Source organism: Burkholderia sp. BCC1999 (assembly GCF_905339975.1).
Taxonomy (GTDB): Bacteria; Pseudomonadota; Gammaproteobacteria; order Burkholderiales; family Burkholderiaceae; genus Burkholderia.
The window spans coordinates 14772-31304 of the sequence record NZ_CAJPHP010000025.1 but is presented as its reverse complement, the minus strand read 5'-3'; the positions used below and the strand labels follow the sequence as shown (position 1 = coordinate 31304).

Annotated in this window: 17 protein-coding genes; 11 read left to right on the top strand and 6 right to left on the bottom strand. The window is 67.8% G+C overall.

The features are described from left to right. Window positions 1–15 precede the first annotated feature (15 nt). From U5809_RS28835 to U5809_RS28825, 3 genes are read left to right on the top strand one after another with little or no spacing between them, the layout of a single operon-like run. Window positions 16–948, top strand: coding sequence for a hydroxymethylglutaryl-CoA lyase (locus U5809_RS28835; RefSeq protein ID WP_282506104.1), 933 nt, complete (start codon window positions 16–18; stop codon window positions 946–948). Window positions 949–974: 26 nt separating this feature from the next. Continuing rightward, a complete protein-coding gene (locus U5809_RS28830) occupies window positions 975–1481 on the top strand; it encodes a YbaK/EbsC family protein (RefSeq protein ID WP_322089009.1) in 507 nt (168 codons plus the stop codon). Continuing rightward, a complete protein-coding gene (locus U5809_RS28825) occupies window positions 1478–1684 on the top strand; it encodes a DUF1289 domain-containing protein (protein WP_322089008.1) in 207 nt (68 codons plus the stop codon). The genes U5809_RS28830 and U5809_RS28825 overlap by 4 nt, the downstream gene beginning before the upstream one ends. A 243-nt stretch (window positions 1685–1927) precedes the next feature. Here the strand turns inward: U5809_RS28825 and U5809_RS28820 are convergent, their stop codons facing one another. After that, entirely contained in the window at window positions 1928–2830 is a 903-nt protein-coding gene (locus tag U5809_RS28820) for a DMT family transporter (RefSeq protein WP_176049506.1), read from the bottom strand. A gap of 112 nt (window positions 2831–2942) precedes the next feature. On the opposite strand from U5809_RS28820, the gene U5809_RS28815 reads away from it, so the two are divergent. Next, window positions 2943–3434 carry an Lrp/AsnC family transcriptional regulator gene (locus U5809_RS28815; RefSeq protein ID WP_176049505.1) on the top strand — a complete coding sequence of 164 codons (492 nt, stop codon included), beginning with the start codon at window positions 2943–2945 and terminating at the stop codon, window positions 3432–3434. A 41-nt stretch (window positions 3435–3475) separates the two neighbouring features. On the opposite strand, the gene U5809_RS28810 is transcribed toward U5809_RS28815, so the two are convergent. Next, the gene (locus U5809_RS28810; protein ID WP_322089007.1) at window positions 3476–4372 is read right to left on the bottom strand and encodes an alpha/beta hydrolase; all 897 of its coding nucleotides are present in this window, start codon (window positions 4370–4372) and stop codon (window positions 3476–3478) included. A gap of 290 nt (window positions 4373–4662) precedes the next feature. On the opposite strand from U5809_RS28810, the gene U5809_RS28805 reads away from it, so the two are divergent. Next, complete coding sequence (locus U5809_RS28805; RefSeq protein WP_176049503.1) at window positions 4663–5622, top strand: NAD(P)H-dependent flavin oxidoreductase; 960 nt, start codon at window positions 4663–4665, stop codon at window positions 5620–5622. A gap of 115 nt (window positions 5623–5737) precedes the next feature. On the opposite strand, the gene U5809_RS28800 is transcribed toward U5809_RS28805, so the two are convergent. The 3 genes from U5809_RS28800 to U5809_RS28790 form a co-directional block, all read right to left on the bottom strand. Then, window positions 5738–6700 (bottom strand): LysR family transcriptional regulator, encoded by a 963-nt coding sequence (locus U5809_RS28800; protein ID WP_176049502.1) that lies wholly within the window; start codon window positions 6698–6700, stop codon window positions 5738–5740. 183 nt (window positions 6701–6883) lie between these two features. Continuing rightward, window positions 6884–7960, bottom strand: coding sequence for a porin (locus U5809_RS28795; RefSeq protein ID WP_322089006.1), 1077 nt, complete (start codon window positions 7958–7960; stop codon window positions 6884–6886). A gap of 345 nt (window positions 7961–8305) precedes the next feature. Beyond that, window positions 8306–8791: a peptide-binding protein gene (locus U5809_RS28790; protein ID WP_176049500.1), complete on the bottom strand. Its 486-nt coding sequence runs from the start codon at window positions 8789–8791 to the stop codon at window positions 8306–8308. A gap of 346 nt (window positions 8792–9137) precedes the next feature. Between U5809_RS28790 and U5809_RS28785 the strand changes: the two genes are divergently transcribed. The 6 genes from U5809_RS28785 to U5809_RS28760 all read left to right on the top strand — a co-directional run bounded on the left by U5809_RS28785 (window position 9138) and on the right by U5809_RS28760 (window position 16313). After that, a complete protein-coding gene (locus tag U5809_RS28785; protein ID WP_322089005.1) occupies window positions 9138–10169 on the top strand; it encodes a bile acid:sodium symporter family protein in 1032 nt (343 codons plus the stop codon). Window positions 10170–10577: 408 nt separating this feature from the next. Beyond that, window positions 10578–12416, top strand: a complete 1839-nt coding sequence (locus tag U5809_RS28780; RefSeq protein ID WP_322089004.1) for a phosphodiesterase — start codon at window positions 10578–10580, stop codon at window positions 12414–12416. 373 nt (window positions 12417–12789) lie between these two features. Further along, the gene (locus tag U5809_RS28775) at window positions 12790–13809 is read left to right on the top strand and encodes a LacI family DNA-binding transcriptional regulator (RefSeq protein WP_176049497.1); all 1020 of its coding nucleotides are present in this window, start codon (window positions 12790–12792) and stop codon (window positions 13807–13809) included. Beyond that, a complete protein-coding gene (locus U5809_RS28770; RefSeq protein WP_322089003.1) occupies window positions 13806–15086 on the top strand; it encodes an AGE family epimerase/isomerase in 1281 nt (426 codons plus the stop codon). The genes U5809_RS28775 and U5809_RS28770 overlap by 4 nt, the downstream gene beginning before the upstream one ends. Next, on the top strand, window positions 15083–15991 hold the full coding sequence (locus U5809_RS28765; RefSeq protein ID WP_282506114.1) for a carbohydrate kinase family protein: 909 nt from the start codon (window positions 15083–15085) through the stop codon (window positions 15989–15991). The genes U5809_RS28770 and U5809_RS28765 overlap by 4 nt, the downstream gene beginning before the upstream one ends. A 100-nt stretch (window positions 15992–16091) precedes the next feature. Beyond that, a complete protein-coding gene (locus U5809_RS28760) occupies window positions 16092–16313 on the top strand; it encodes a hypothetical protein (RefSeq protein ID WP_011353424.1) in 222 nt (73 codons plus the stop codon). Between the two features lie 22 nt (window positions 16314–16335). Here U5809_RS28760 and U5809_RS28755 read toward each other — a convergent pair whose 3' ends face one another. Continuing rightward, window positions 16336–16530 (bottom strand): DUF2905 domain-containing protein, encoded by a 195-nt coding sequence (locus tag U5809_RS28755; RefSeq protein WP_006477606.1) that lies wholly within the window; start codon window positions 16528–16530, stop codon window positions 16336–16338. Window positions 16531–16533 lie beyond the last annotated feature (3 nt).

Here is a 16533-nt window from a genome sequence, read left to right as displayed (position 1 = left end):
AATCAGGAGACAACCATGACATTCCCCACCGCCGTCAAGATCGTCGAAGTCGGCCCGCGCGACGGGCTGCAGAACGAGAAGACCTTCGTGCCCACCGACGTGAAGATCGCGCTCGTCGACCGGCTGTCGCGCGCCGGCTTCCGCAATATCGAGGCCGCGTCGTTCGTGTCGCCGAAATGGGTGCCGCAGATGGCCGACGGTGCCGACGTGATGGCCGGCATCGAGCGTCGCGCGGGCACCGTGTACTCGGTCCTCACGCCGAACCTGAAGGGCTTCGAGAACGCGGTCGCCGCACGCGCGGACGAAGTCGTGATCTTCGGCGCGGCGAGCGAGGCATTCTCGCAGCGGAACATCAATTGCAGCATCGCCGAGAGCATCGCGCGCTTCGAGCCCGTCGCGAAGGCCGCGAAGGACGCTGGCCTGCGGCTGCGCGGCAGCGTGTCGTGCACGCTCGGCTGCCCGTACCAGGGTGAAGTGCCGGTCGCATCGGTCGTCGACGTCGTCGAACGCTTCGCGGCGCTCGGCTGCGACGAGATCGACATCGCCGACACGATCGGCGTCGGCACGCCGAAGCGCACGCGCGAAGTGCTCGCGGCCGTCACGCGCGTGTTCCCGCGTGAACGCCTGTCGGGCCACTTCCACGACACCTACGGCCAGGCGCTCGCGAACATCTACGCGGCGCTGTTCGAAGGGATCGAGATCTTCCACGCGTCGGTCGCGGGCCTCGGCGGCTGCCCGTACGCGAAGGGCGCGACCGGCAACGTCGCGACCGAGGACGTGCTGTACCTGATGCACGGCCTCGGCATCGACACCGGCATCGATCTCGCGCAGGTCGTCGCCGCCGGCGACTTCATCTCGAACGCGATCGGCCGCGCGAACGTCTCGCGCGCCGGTCGCGCACTCATCGCCAAGGCACAAAGCGCGGCCGACGACGCGACCTGCGTGTAACCGCGGCACTTCACGGATTCCTCGACATGACGACACCTGCTTCATTCGATTCCCTCCCCGATTCCGCGCGACGCGTCGCGCTGCTGCTGCGCGAGCGCGGCCATGCCAACGGCATCGTGATGCTCGCCGAAACCGGCAAGACGTCGGCCGAGGCCGCAGCCGGGCTCGGCTGCTCGGTCGCGCAGATCGCGAAGTCGATCCTGTTTCGCCGTCAGTCCGACGGCGCGCCCGTGCTGGTGGTCGCGAGCGGCGTCAATCGCGTCGACGAGAAGAAGGTGGCCGCACAGGTCGGTGCGGTCGGCCGCGCCGACGCGAAATTCGTGCGCGACAACACCGGCTACGCGATCGGCGGCGTCTGCCCGATCGGCCATCTCGTCGAACCCGTCACGCTGATCGACGCCGACCTGCTCACGCTCGACAGCCTGTGGGCCGCGGCCGGCCATCCGCACGCGGTGTTCAACCTGTCGCCGCACGAACTCGTGGCGCTGACGGGCGCGCCGGTCGCGGACGTCGCGTTGCGGGACCCGGCATGAGCGACATGCCGCTGCCGGTCGGCACGGTCGCGTCGCCGTGCACCGACGTATGCCGGATCGATCCGCGCACCGACTGGTGCGCGGGCTGCCTGCGCACGCGCGACGAGATCAAGGGATGGCGGGCGTCGGACGACGACGCGAGGCGCGTGCTGCTCGCGCGGCTCGATGCGCGGCGGCGCCTGCTCGCCGGAAGCGAAGCATAAAAAAAAGCCGTTCAGCCTCACGGGCGAACGGCGTCGAGATCGGAATCCTGTGAACGTGATCAACGTCACAGCCCGCATCATACGAGCGACGCGCACCGCTCGCATCGGGTGTTTCCCTACAACTTCTTACAGCGTCTTTCACACCTGCGCGCGAGCCGCTTTCGTGCGCAATCATCGTGCCTCGATTTCGCGATCGGCGAGCCGCGGCGGCATCGCGCAGCGGCGCCGAAGCGTACGACCGTTTCAGTTGCCGACCGCCGCGCGACGCGCGGGCACGATGCGCCAGCCGAGGTTCACGCCGGCCGCCGCGAGCAGGATCAGCAGCGCGCCGAACACCTGCGTCCACGCGAGCGTCTGCCCGAACGCGACGTGATCGACGACGATCGCGACGACCGGATAGACGAACGACAGCGCGCCCGTCATCGCGGTCGGCAACTTCTGGATCGCGCCGTACAGCAGCACATACATCAGGCCCGTGTTGACGACGCCGAGCACGATCAGGTCGAGCCATTGCGCGGCCGTCGCGGGCAGCGTGCCGAAGTGCGCGAACGGCGCGAGCAGCACGACGCCGAGGCCGGCCTGCAGCAGCGCGAGCAGATGCGGCGGCGTGCCCTTCAGGTGCTTCGTGACGATCGACGAGATCGCATACAGGAATGCCGCGCCGAGCGACAGCGCAACGCCCTCGAGATACTCGCCGGGCACGGCGAGCACGGACGGCTCGACGCGCACCACGAACACGAGCCCGGCGAACGCGAGCGCGAGCCACGCGACCGTCGACGCGGTGATCCGTTCGCGGAACACGATGGCGCCGAGCGCGACGAGCATGAACGGCTGCGTGTTGTAGACGGCGGTCGCCATCGAGATCGACGCACGCGAATAGGCGGCGAACAGCAGCAGCCAGTTCGCGACGATCGCGACGCTGCCGAGCGTCGCGAGCGCGAGCATCCGCGGCGAGAACAGCGAGCGGCGCAGGAAGCCGAACGCCGCGCAGACGATCGCGAGCGTCGCGGCGCCGAACAGGCAGCGGAAGAACACGACATTCGTCAGCGGCTGCTGCGACGACATCACGAGCCAGCCGATCGTGCCGGACATCAGCATCGCGACGATCATCTCGGCGGCGCCGCGGCGAATTTCATTCGAGGCCATCATGAACTCCGTTGAAGAGAGTGGATGACTTCGATTCTAGAAACTTGCTTTCGCTACAACCACGGCTAAACTGAAGTGAATCAGCCGATTGACCTTCGAAAGCAAAGCGATCATGCCGAAACGCCTTTCCCCGCCCGCCATCGCGTCGCTCGACGCGACCGACCGCGCGATCCTCGCGGCGCTCGCCGACGACGCACGCATCGCAACCAGCGAACTCGCGCGGCAGATCGGACTGTCGGCGCCCGCGACCGCCGACCGCGTGCGGCGACTCGAAGCGCAGGGCGTGATCGCCGCGTTCACCGTCGAGCTCGACCCGCGCGCGCTCGGCTACACGCTGCAGGCGATCGTCCGCGTGAAGCCGCTGCCGGGCCAGTTGCACCTGGTCGAGGAGTTGCTGCGGCGCATTCCCGAATTCGTCGAATGCGACAAGGTCACCGGCGAAGACTGCTTCATCTGCCGGCTCTACCTGCGCACGATCGAGCACCTCGACGACATCCTGTCGAAGGTAACGGAGCGCGCGGAGACGAGCACCGCGATCGTGAAATCGACGCCGGTGCCGCGCCGCCTGCCGCCGCTCGTCGAAGACGACCACGCGCATCGCTGAGCAGCGGGCGGCACTCGCCGCCCGTCCGCCCGCCAGCCTGCTTATGCAGCCGGGTCGCGCGCCTCGAAGAACGCGAGCAGTTCGTCGATCAGCGCGACCGGCGCCTCTTCCGGAATGTAGTGCCCGCAGTCGAGCGCGCGGCCGCTGACGTCGCGGGCAACGCGACGCCATTCGTCGAGCGGATCGAAACAGCGGCCGACGATCCCGTGCTCGCCCCACAGCACGCGCAGCGGGCACGCGACCTTGTTGCCGCGCTCGAGATCCGCACGATCGTGCTCGAGGTCGATCGTCGCCGACGCGCGGTAGTCCTCGCACATCGCATGCACGGCGCCCGGCTGCGCGAGCGCGGCGCGATACGCGTCGAGCGCTTCGGGCGCGAACGGCGCGAGCCCGGCCGACCGGTTGCCCATCACGCGCTCGATGTATGCATCGGTATGCGCGCCGACCAGCGTCTCGGGCAGCGGCGCCGGCTGGATCAGGAAGAACCAGTGGAAATACGCGGTCGCGAATGCGCGGTCGGTTTTCTCGTACATCGCGAGCGTCGGCGCGATATCGAGCAGCATCATCCGCTCGACGGCGTCCGCGTGATCGAGCGCGAGCCGGTGCGCGACCCGCGCGCCGCGATCGTGCGCGCATACGTGGAAGTGCTCGAAGCCGAAATGCCGCATCACGGCAACCTGATCGGCCGCCATCGCTCGTTTCGAATACGGCGTGTGCTGCGCGTCGCTCGGCGGCTTGCCCGACGCGCCGTAGCCGCGCAGGTCGGTGGCGATCACCGTGAAATGATTCGCGAGCGTCGCGGCAACGCGATGCCAGATCATGTGGGTTTGCGGATGTCCGTGCAGCAACAGCAGCGGCGGACCCGCGCCTCCTTTGACACCGAAGATGTCGGTGTCCTGCACCGTCACGCGAAACGGTGCAAACGCCTCAAACGACATGGTTTGTTTCTCGTTGGTTTGTTATGGCGGTTATTTTAGGATCGCTCGTGCATCTACACAGCGTGGCAACAGCCAGAAACCCTAGAAAGAGAACACTCACTCGATTGCCGCCACACCGCGCATTTTGTTAAGCTCGCGTAGAATCGCACGACCGTTCGTATTAATATGAACGTCCTCGAACGCGTCCGGTTCGCAGCTACACTCGAATCACCGTTCGAATGCAAAGCATGGTGTCGGCATCCGCGCGATGCGCGCGGGCGCCGGCGCCCCCTGGAGACTGGAGACATCACATGGCATTGCCCGCTGTCCTGCAGAACCTGACGCTGCCCGTCATCGCGTCGCCGATGTTCATCGTCAGCTATCCCGAACTCGTGCTCGCGCAATGCAAGGCGGGCATCGTCGGTTCGTTCCCCGCGCTCAATGCGCGTCCGGCCGAACTGCTCGACGAGTGGCTCACGCAGATCCAGTCGGAGCTGGCCGACCACAAGGCGAAACACCCCGACGCGGTGATCGGCCCGATCGCGGTCAACCAGATCGTCCACCAGTCGAACGCGCGGCTCGAACACGACGTGCGCGTATGCGTCGAGCACAAGGTGCCGATCTTCATCACGAGCCTGCGCGCGCCGGCGCGCGAGATCGTCGACGCGGTGCACAGCTACGGCGGCATCGTGCTGCACGACGTGATCAACCTGCGCCATGCGCAGAAGGCGCTCGAAGCCGGCGTCGACGGGCTGATCCTCGTCGCGGCCGGCGCCGGCGGCCACGCAGGCACGACCTCGCCGTTCGCGCTGGTCGGCGAGGTCCGCAAGATCTTCGACGGCCCGATCGTGCTGTCCGGCTCGATCGCGAACGGCGGCTCGATCCTCGCCGCGCAGGCGATGGGCGCCGACTTCGCCTACATGGGCACGCGCTTCATCGCGACGCAGGAAGCGCACGCGATCGACGACTACAAGCACGCGATCGTGAACGCGAAATCGTCAGACATCATCTACACGAACCTCTTCACCGGCGTGCACGGCAACTACATCCGCGAGAGCATCGAGAAGGCCGGCCTCGATCCGGACGCGCTGCCGGAATCGGACAAGACGAAGATGAATTTCGGCAGCGACAAGACGAAGGCGTGGAAGGACATCTGGGGTGCCGGCCAGGGCGTTGGCCTGATGGACGACCTGCCGAGCGTGGGTGCGCTCGTCGAGCGGCTGAAGCGCGAGTACGACGACGCGAAGGCGCGGCTCGGCATTCCGCGCTGAAGGAAGCGGCGGCCCTCGCGGCCGCCATCGACACGCCAGCCGTCGGACCAAACAAAAAGCGCGAACCGCAGCGGTTCGCGCTTTTTTATTGCCCCGCCGCAGCGGGAAGCATCGCTCAGACCGCGCGCTTCATCCGCGTGATCGGCAGCACGCGCAGGCGCGATTCGATCGACGGGCACAGCGACTGCCCTTCGAAACGCGCCGCCAGGAAGTCGACGAACGAACGCACCTTCGCCGACACGTGGCGACGGCTCGCGTACACCGCATAGATCGGCGCTTCGTGCGGCGGCACGGAATCGAGCAGCACCGGCACGAGCCGGCCCGATTCGATGTCGTCGCCGACCACCTCGGTGCCGAGCAGCGCGATGCCCGCGCCGGCGAGCACGGCTGCGCGCAGCCCTTCGAGATGATTCACGATCAGGTTACCGTTCAGGTTCACGCGCGACGCAGCGGCCGCATCGATCACCAGCGAATCGAGCATCGTCGAATTCGAATCGCGCCGCAGGTAGTTGTGGTGCGCGAGATCGGCGATCGTCTGCGGCGTGCCGTGCTTCTCGAGATACTCGGGCGACGCGACCAGCAGGATGTGCGCGGTCGCGATCTGCCGCGCGACCAGCGACGACGATTTCAATCCGTTCGGCGCCGCGCGTACCGCGACGTCGTAGCCTTCCTCGATCAGGTCGACCACGCGATCGGACAGCGTCATGTCGACGGTCACGTCCGGGAACCGGCCCGCGTAATCGGTGACGGCCTGCATCACGTGCCGCAACCCGAACGCGGATAGCGACGTCACGCGCAGCCTGCCTTGCGGCACCACGCTCGCGGCGCCGACAGCCTGCCCGGCTTCGTCGAGTTCCGACAGCGCCTGCACGAGGCGCTCATAGTATTCGCGTCCCGCCTCGGTAGGCGCAACGCGTCGTGTCGTGCGATGCAGCAGCCGCGCGCCGAGCTGTTGCTCGAGATGCATCACGTGCTTGCTCGCCATCGCAGCCGACATCTGCATGCGTTCGGCCGCGCCGACGAAGCTGCCCACTTCGACGACGTAGCGAAACACATTCATGCTGACGAGGGTATCCATCGAACTAGCTCGTAATGACGGGGGAATGGTCCAATTACGAGATAGGGTAACAAAGGCGAGGAAACAGAAAGGTCAAGAAAGGCAAAACGGCGCCGCGTGTGGCGGCGCCGTTTCTGGCGGGAAAACATGCAGCCGGAACGCGCGATTTACGTGCGCGTCCGGCGCACCGTTCGCGCGTACGCGTCAGAACTTCGCGCGAATGCCTGCGCCGAACGTATTGCCGGACGACAGGCCGCTGATGTGGTCGTTCATGTACGCGGCGTAGACGTCCGTGCGCTTGGACAGCGGATAGTCGTAGCCGACTGCCCAGGTCTGGCGCGTCTGGTCGAGGCCGCCCGCGTCGCGCGAGTATGCGTACGACGCCATCGCGTTGCCCACGCCGAGCGGCACCGACACGCCGCCCTGCGCGGTGTTCACGTGCCAGCTGCCCGCGACCTGGTCATTCTTCGTATACATGTACTGGCCGAACAGCTTCACGAGCTTCAGGTCGTAGGTCGCGCCGACCAGCGCGACGCCCTGGCTCTTCATGCCGGTGACGAGCGCGCTCAGATCCTGCGGGCCGTTGTTGAAGTTCACGTACTGGTACACGGCGGTCGCCGCGAACGGGCCGTTCGCGTAGTTGAACTGCGCGCTCCACTTCTTCGAACGGTTGTCGCCAGCCTGGTTGCCCAGCGCGTACATCGCGCCGAAGTTCAGGCCACCGAACGAAGGCGACGTGTACGACAGTGCGTTGTTCCAGCCCGAGTCCCCCACCGCGCCCTGGTCGCTCGGATAGGTCGGGAACGTACCGAGGCCGAGGAACACGTGGTACACCATCGGCGAGAAGGTGTACGAATCGTAGAACGGATTGAACAGGATCGTCGACAGGAACAGGTGCGTCGTCAGGCGGCCCGCCGTCACCGTGCCGTACGGGGAGCTGATGCCCACGTACGCGTTGCGCGCGAAGAACGTGTCGCCCTGGAAGCGGCCGAACTGGCCGTTCTGCGCGCGGAAGAAGCTCTCCATCGTGAAGATCGCCTTGTAGCCGCCGCCGAGATCCTCGGCGCCGTGCAGGCCCCAGTACGACGTCGACATGCCGCCGCCGCTCACGTTCCATGCGCGATTGCCGCCCGGGAACTTGGTTGCGCCGACCCATTCGTCGACCTGACCGTAGAGCGACACGCTCGACTGTGCGTGGACGGGCGCAGTGGCCGCCACGCAGGCGGCCGCGGCGATCAGCTTGACGGACGTGCGCGACGCACGGCGAGCAAATGCTTTCATGGGATCTCCAGATTTTGTCGAATAGTCGATAAGTGGCGCGAGCGTTGTTTTTTGGAGCCGAGTGCTTGCGTCGTATGGGGCGCAGCCATCTTTACGGATCATTCGTCCGGTCAAAATTGCGCACACTTATTGCTGGTATAGCGGCAGCATTAACTTCGCGGATTTGATACATGGCCGGATGCACGGCAGCGGCCCGGCGCGAACGCGGTCGCGCGGCGGGGCGGCCGCGTGGCATGCGCGTGCCGGGCGCGAAAGATAGCGCAATGTGGCGGGAAAATCAGCGGAAATCTGTGCGCGACTGTGGCGAATTCGCATCAGCCGGCGGGGGGACGAACGCCGGGGCGCTCAGTTTCGGTAGAACGGGGAGAAAAACGGCGAGTGCGCAGGCTCTTCCTGCGAGCGGGGCGGCGGCATCGGACGGCCGCCGCGCTCCTCGTTGTAGCGCGCCACGTCGGCGCGGATCGAACCGGCACGCAGCGGCACGTTGCCGCCGCCCGGAGGCCGCGGCATCTGGCGCGCGTCGGCACTGATCGGACGATACGGGCTTTGCGCGGCGTAATGGCCGTACGACGGCGTCGGCCGCAGCCCCCAGCGGGAACCGTAGCTGCTCACGCCGCCGGGACGCACGCCTGCAGGGGGTGGAACGCGGCGCCAGACCGGCCCGCCGCCATTGGGCTGACCGTATGCACGCATGTCGCCGCCACCGAAACCATGGCCGCCGAACCCATGACCGCCACCGTGGGGTGGTTGGGCGAGCGCGAGCGGCATCAGCAACGCGCCGAGCACGCCTGCCAACCATCGTCCGATCTTCCGTTTCACCCGTTCCGTCATCGTTCCGTGCCTGTCCACGCCCGCCGCCGGCTCCTTTCGGTCGACCCAAGGCTTTCAGCAGTAATTTATGAGCGGCCCGAAACCGTGTCGAGCCAAAAAGTGTTATGTCGCGGGCATCGGTGTAACACCATGTTACTGCTAGGTTTTTTCACTTCAGGGCGCGATCGCGACAGAACATTTTTCTGCCGTTTTGCGCATCGCCGGGCCGGTGTGGCGGCCGCTGTCGCATGAAATCGATTCATCAATCGATTCCCACAATGAATTTGTGTAGTGAATCGTCAACCGGGACAATAACGCCATCCGCGCGCGCGACGCGCGCCTTTGTCGTTTCCGAATCGAGTTCCCGATGGCCCGTCCCCGTTTTCTTCCCGACAACTTCACGCTCGCGCTCGTCGGCACCGTCGTGCTCGCGAGCCTCCTGCCCTGCCGCGGCCCGGCCGCCCACGCGTTCAACTGGGCGACCAACATCGCCGTCGGCCTGCTGTTCTTCCTGCACGGCGCAAAGCTGTCGCGCGAAGCCGTCGTCGCGGGTGCAACCCACTGGCGGCTGCACGCGGTCGTGCTGCTCAGCACGTTCGCGCTGTTCCCGCTGCTCGGCCTCGCGCTGAAACCCGTGCTGCAGCCGCTCGTCACACCCACGCTGTATGCGGGCGTGCTGTTCCTGTGCACACTGCCGTCGACGGTCCAGTCGTCGATCGCGTTCACGTCGATCGCGAAGGGCAACGTGCCGGCCGCCGTGTGCGCGGCCTCCGCGTCGAGCCTGCTCGGGATCTTCGTCACGCCGGCACTCGTCGGGCTGATGATCACGTCGCAGTCGGCCGGCGCGGCGTCGCCGTGGAGCACGGTCGGCAGCATCGTCATGCAATTGCTCGTGCCGTTCATCGCCGGCCAGTTGCTGCGGCCCGTGATCGGCGGCTGGATCGACCGCAATCGCGGCGTGCTGCGCTTCGTCGACCAGGGCTCGATCCTGCTGGTCGTCTACGTCGCATTCAGCGAAGCCGTCAACGAGGGCCTGTGGCACCAGATCCCGCCGCGCGCGCTCGGCGGCCTGCTCGTCGTCAACGTCGTGCTGCTCGTGATCGCGCTGCTGCTGACCGCATTCGTCAGCAAGCGGCTCGGCTTCAACCGCGCCGACCAGATCACGATCATCTTCTGCGGATCGAAGAAGAGCCTCGCGGCCGGCGTCCCGATGGCGAAGGTGATCTTCTCGGCGAACGCGGTCGGCGCGGTCGTGCTGCCGCTGATGCTGTTCCACCAGATCCAGCTGATGGCGTGCGCGGCGCTCGCGCAGCGCTGGGGGGCGCGCGACATGAGCGGCGAGCACGACGAGGGCGACGCGACGTCCGCGCCAGGCGCGCTGAGCGCGGGCAAGCGCTGACGATCGGGGCGGCGGGACGGCCATCGGGTGGCGCCGTCCCGGCGTTCCGCCCTCCGCCTTCCGCCTTCCGCCTTCCGCCTTCCGCCTTCCCGCCTTCCGCCTTCCGCCTTCCCGCCTTCCGCCTTCCCGCCTTCCGCCTTCCCGCCTTCCCGCCTTCCCGCCTTCCCGCCTTCCCGCCTTCCCGCCTTCCCGCCTTCCCGCCTTCCCGCCTTCCCGCCTTCCCGCCTTCCCGCCTTCCCGCCATACCGCCTTCCCGCCATACCGTCGTACCACTCGTCCAACCGCGCACCGACACGCCCCTCGGGCGCGATGCACCATCAGCGCCCATCGCGTCACGAAATCTTCATTCAATTCCCCGCGAGCGGTGCCGTTAAGCCGGGCGTCCCGTCGATTCGGCTGCCCTCGCCCATGCCCGCGCCCCACCCCGACTCCGCTGCCGCCCGCACCACGCGCCTGATCGCGGATCGCGCGCTCGCGGCCGTCTTCCAGCCGATCGTCGACCTCGGGTCGGGGACGGTCGTCGGTTACGAAGGGCTGATCCGCGGCCCGCGCGGCACGGACCTCGAGCCGCCCGCCGCGCTGTTCGCGCAGGCCGCGCGCGAAGGCGAGACCATCGCACTCGAGCAGGCTGCCGCGCTCACCTGCCTCGATGCGTTCGCGGCGCTCGGCTGCGACGGCAAGCTGTTCCTCAATTTCAGCGCCGGAACGATCCTCAAGCTCGCCAGCGAACGCGAGCGCGCACGCCAGTTCCTCGGCCGCGCGCGGGTCGGCGCCGAGCGCATCGTGATCGAGCTCACCGAGCAGAACACGATTCCCGATGTCGCGCACATCGGCCCGGCAGTCGCCTCGCTGCGCGACGCCGGCATCCAGTTCGCGCTCGACGACTACGGCACCGCGAACGCGAGCATGAACCTGTGGCTGCGCCTGCATCCGGACGTCGTGAAGATCGACCGCTTCTTCATCCACGACATCGCGCGCGACCCGCTCAAGTTCGAGGCCGTGAAGGCGATGCAGCACTTCGCGCAGGCCAGCGGCGCGCAACTGATCGCGGAAGGCATCGAGAACGAATGCGACCTGATCGTCGTGCGCGACATGGGCATCTGCTGCGTGCAGGGCTTCCTGCTCGGCCGGCCGAACGCGCAGCCGTCGCGCGTCGTCGCGCCAGCCGCGCGCGATGCGATCCGCGCACCGCACATCGCGGTTTTTCCCGGCGCGACGCGCTCGGTGCGGCCGGCCGGCACGATCGCCGGGAAGATGCTGGTTCCCGCGCCGGCCCTGTCGCGCGACGCGACCAGCAACGACGTGCTCGACCTGTTCAACCGGATGCCCGACCTGCACGCGGTCGCGCTCGTCGAACGCGGCCGGCCCGTCGCGCTCGTGAATCGCCGCGGCTTCATGGACCGCTTCGCGCTGCCGTATCACCGCGAGGTGTTCGGAAAGAAGCCGTGCCTGCAGTTCGCGAACGACGCGCCGCTGATGATCGACAACGCGACGACGTTCGAGCAGCTCGCGATGCTGCTCGCGAGCCACGACCAGCGCTATCTCGCGGATGGCTTCGTGATCACCGAACACGGCCGCTACGTCGGGCTCGGCACCGGAGAAAGCCTGGTGCGCACGGTGACCGAGATGCGCATCGAGGCCGCGCGCTACGCGAATCCGTTGACGTTCCTGCCCGGCAACATCCCGATCACCGCGCACATCGACCGCCTGCTGCAGCGCGACGCAGGCTTTCATGCGTGCTACGTCGACCTGAACCAGTTCAAGCCGTTCAACGACCAGTACGGCTACTGGCAGGGCGACGAGGTGCTGAAGTTCGCCGCGACGGTGCTGGCCGGCGTGTGCGATCCGCAACGCGACTTTCTCGGCCACGTCGGCGGCGACGATTTCCTCGTGCTGTTCCAGCGCGACGACTGGCGTGAACGCGCCGCCGACGCGATCGCGCGCTTCAACGACGGCGCGCAGCTCTTCTACACGCAGGCCGACCGGCAAGCGGGCGGGCTGCACGGCGAGGACCGCCACGGCAACCCGGCGTTCTTCGGCTTCGTGACGATGGCGATCGGCGCGGTCGGCGTGCCGGCCGGCGCGCACGGCACCCAACGCTACGGCAGCGACGAGATCGCGTCGGTCGCGGCGCTCGCGAAACGGCGCGCGAAACAGCAGCCGGACGGGCTGGCGGTCGTCGATCTCGACGCCGGCCGCGCCGCGCTGCGCCATCGCGGCGAACCGCCCGCCGCCGCAGTGGGCTGAACGGCACCCGGCCGGCGTTCGCGGGGACACTGCAGCGCGCCGTGCAATGGCGGCCGAGGCTCACCGGCCGGACAGGGGGATCGTTGTGCACCGGCTTCCGGCCTGCCCGCGCAGGCCGCCGCGCACACCGCCCGGACACGCGAAGCACACTCGCGTTCCGCCCACCTTCCGCCCGCGGCGCGCCGCCCGGCACCCGCACACTCACCTTGCCTTTTTCGTGTTTTGTTTAGTATTTTTAGTAACGGTGTTTTCGCAGATTAGCGCTTAAAAACCCGTTATTCGCGGGTATTCCCCGGCTATCCGGCCCGAATTCCGCGATGTGTTTTACTATACAATCGCTTTCACCCTAAACAAACCGGACCCCGAACCAACGATGGGTACGACCATTCGCGATGTGGCGCGGGCGGCCGAGGTCTCGATCGGCACCGTCTCCCGTGCGTTGAAAAACCAGCCGGGCCTGTCCGAAGCCACGCGTGCGCGCATCGTCGAGATCGCGCAGCAGCTCGGCTACGATCCCGCCCAGTTGCGGCCGCGCATCCGCCGGCTCACCTTCCTGCTGCACCGCCAGCACAACCGCTTTCCGGCCAGCCCGTTCTTTTCGCACGTGCTGCACGGCGTCGAGGACGCGTGCCGCGAGCGCGGCATCGTGCCGACGCTGCTGACGGTCGGCCCGAACGACGACGTGCTGCGCCAGATGCGCCCACACGCACCCGACGCGATCGCGGTCGCCGGCTTCATCGAGCCGGAGACGATCGAGGCGCTGGCCGCGACCGGCCGGCCGCTCGTGCTGATCGACCTGTGGGCGCCCGGGCTGCGTTCGGTCAACATCGACAACGCGACGGGCGCCGCGCTCGCGATGCGCCACCTGCTCGCCACCGGCCGCACGCGGATCGCGTTCATCGGCGGCTCGCCCGCGCACTACAGCATCGCGCAGCGCGCGATCGGCTACCGGCGCGCGTTCTTCGAAGCCGGGCGACTGTTCGATCCCGCCTACGAAGTGACGATCGACGCGGGGCTCGACCCCGACACGGGCGCCGCGCGTGCGATGGAGCAACTGCTCGACGCACCGGGCCCGCGCCCCGAAGCCGTGTTCGCGTACAACGACGCGGCTGCGCTCGCCGCGCAGCGCGTGTGCACCGCGCGCGGCCTGCGGATTCCGGACGACATCGCGATCGTCGGCTTCGACAACATCCCGGCCGCCGCGCACGCGAGCCCGCCGCTCACGACGCTCGCGGTCGACAAGGAAGCGCTCGGCCGCCGCGGCGTCGAGTTGCTGCTCGCCGACTCGCCCGAGCGCACCGAGATATCCCTGCCCGTCGAGCTGATCGTGCGGGCCAGCAGCCAGCCCGCCGCCTCCCCGGCACTCGATACCGCAATGGCCAACGAATCATGAACATGCCCCCGGTCCAACCCTGCACGGCCGCGCCGGCCGCCCACACGCAAGCCGCACCGTTCGTCGCGAGCTTCCGCGATCCGTCGTTCCTGCTGTCGCACATCGAGGACACGCTGCGCTTCTACGCAACCAACGCGTTCGATCCGACCGGCGGCTTCTACCATTACTTCCGCGACGACGGCAGCATCTACAACCGCACGTCGCGCCACCTCGTCAGCAGCTGCCGGTTCGTCTTCAACTACGCGATGGCATACCGGCATTTCGGCGATCCGCGTCACCTGGAATACGCGCGCCACGGGCTGCGCTTCCTGCGCGACGCGCACTGGGACGCCGAACTGCAGGGTTACGACTGGGAACTCGACTGGCGCGACGGTGCGAAGCGCGAGACGCTTGACGGCACGCGCCACTGCTACGGGCTCGCGTTCGTGCTGCTCGCGGCCTCGCACGCGACGATGGCCGGCATCGACGAGGCACGTCCGCTGATCGCGGCGACCTACGAGCTGGCCGAGCACCGCTTCTGGGATGCGGCCGCAGGCCTGTATGCGGACGACGCGACGCCGAACTGGATCGTGTCGTCGTACCGCGGCCAGAACGCGAACATGCACATGACCGAGGCGCTGCTCGCCGCCTACGAGGCGACCGGCCACCTGACGTACCTCGATCGCGCGGAAAAGCTCGCGTCCCACGTCACGCAGCGCCAGGCCGCGCTGTCGGGCGGGCTCGTGTGGGAGCACTACCATGCGGACTGGTCGGTCGACTGGGACTACAACAAGGAAGACAGCTCGAACATCTTTCGCCCGTGGGGCTTCCAGCCCGGGCACCAGACCGAATGGGCGAAGCTGCTGCTGATCCTCGAGCGGCACCGCCCGCTCGACTGGCTCGTGCCGCGCGCGGCCGAGCTGTTCGACGCGGCGCTCACGCATGCATGGGACGCCGATCACGGCGGCCTGTACTACGGCTTCGGCCCCGACTTCACGATCTGCGACCACAACAAGTACTTCTGGGTGCAGGCGGAAACCTTCGCGGCGGCCGCGATGCTCGGCGCGCGCACCGGCAGCGAGCGCTTCTGGGACTGGTACGACGAGATCTGGCGCTACAGCTGGGCGCATTTCGTCGATCACCGCTACGGCGCGTGGTACCGGATACTCACCTGCGACAACCGCAAGTACAGCGACGAGAAGAGCCCGGCCGGCAAGACCGACTATCACACGATGGGCGCGTGCTACGACGTGCTCGCGACCCTCGCGCGCACCGCACGTAGCGAGCCGACGCAATGAGCGGCGGCACGTTTCCGGCTTTCGTGTCGGCGGGCGACATTCTGACCGACATGGTGCGCGCGGGCGATGCGCAATGGACCTCGGTGCCGGGCGGCGCCGGCTGGAACGTCGCGCGCGCGGTCGCGCGGCTCGGCGTGCCGAGCGCGCTCGCGGGTTCGATCGGCGAAGACTGCTTCTCCGACGAACTGTGGCGCACGAGCGAAGCAGCCGGGCTCGACCTGCGTTTCCTGCAGCGCGTCGCACGGCCGCCGCTGCTCGCGATCGTCCACGAGACGCGCCCGCCCGCATACTTCTTCATCGGCGAAGCGAGCGCCGATCTCGCGTTCGATCCCGCGCGGCTGCCGGCCGGCTGGACCGGCCACGTGAAATGGGCGCATTTCGGCTGCATCAGCCTCGTGCGCGAGCCGCTCGCGGGCACGCTGGCCGCGCTCGCGGCCGACCTGCACGCGCGCGGCGTGAAGATCAGCTTCGATCCGAACGTGCGGAACCTGATGACGGCCGCGTACCGGCCGACGCTGGAGAAAATGGCGGCGCTCGCCGACCTGATCAAGGTGTCCGACGAAGACCTGCGGCACCTGTTCGGCGGCGACGGTCCCGACGCGATCGCGGCGGTGCGTGCGCTGAACCCGCGCGCGGCCGTGCTCGTCACGCGCGGCGCGCAGGCCGCGACGCTCTACGCGGACGGCGACGTGCACGAGGCCAGCCCGCCGCGCGTCGAGGTGGCCGACACCGTCGGCGCGGGCGATGCGTCGATCGGCGGCATGCTGTTCAGCCTGATGGCCGCGCCGCAGCGCACGTGGCGCGAGCATCTCGTGTTCGCGCTGGCGGCCGGCGCCGCCGCGTGCCGGCATACGGGCGCGCATGCGCCGACGCTCGACGAGGTCGTCGCGCTGATCGAACGCTGAGGGAAAGACGATGGCCGGACACTGTTCGGTCACCGATAAGCGACGCTGTACATGTTGCGCCGCAGTGCTACGATGAAGTGTCCTTTTGCGGGAGAGCACGATGGACACGAACACGTTCACGAAAGGCATCTACACGGCCAAGGCGCATACCCAGCATGCGGGCAACGGGCAGTTCCAGGGTTACGTGATCCTCGCGCGCGACGACGGGGACGACACCGAGAACACGCGTTACGACGTCCACTCGACGAGCCCCAGCGAGGAAGAGGCGTTCGACGAGGCGAAGGCGCTCGCGCACCGGATCCTCGGCGAGATCGAGCTGTAACGCGCCCCCCTTTCGGCGCGGCTCAGAGCAGCCGCGCCACCATCGATAGCAGCATCGTCAGCACCAGCGTCGACATGAACGGGAACGGGTAGCGCCGCCCGCCGAGCGTCAGCGTGACGTCGCCCGGCATCCGCCCGATGCCGAGCTTGCCGAGCCACGGCCAGCAGCGCGTCAGGATCATCACCGCGATGAACGTCGTCAACAGCCAGCGCAGCATGCG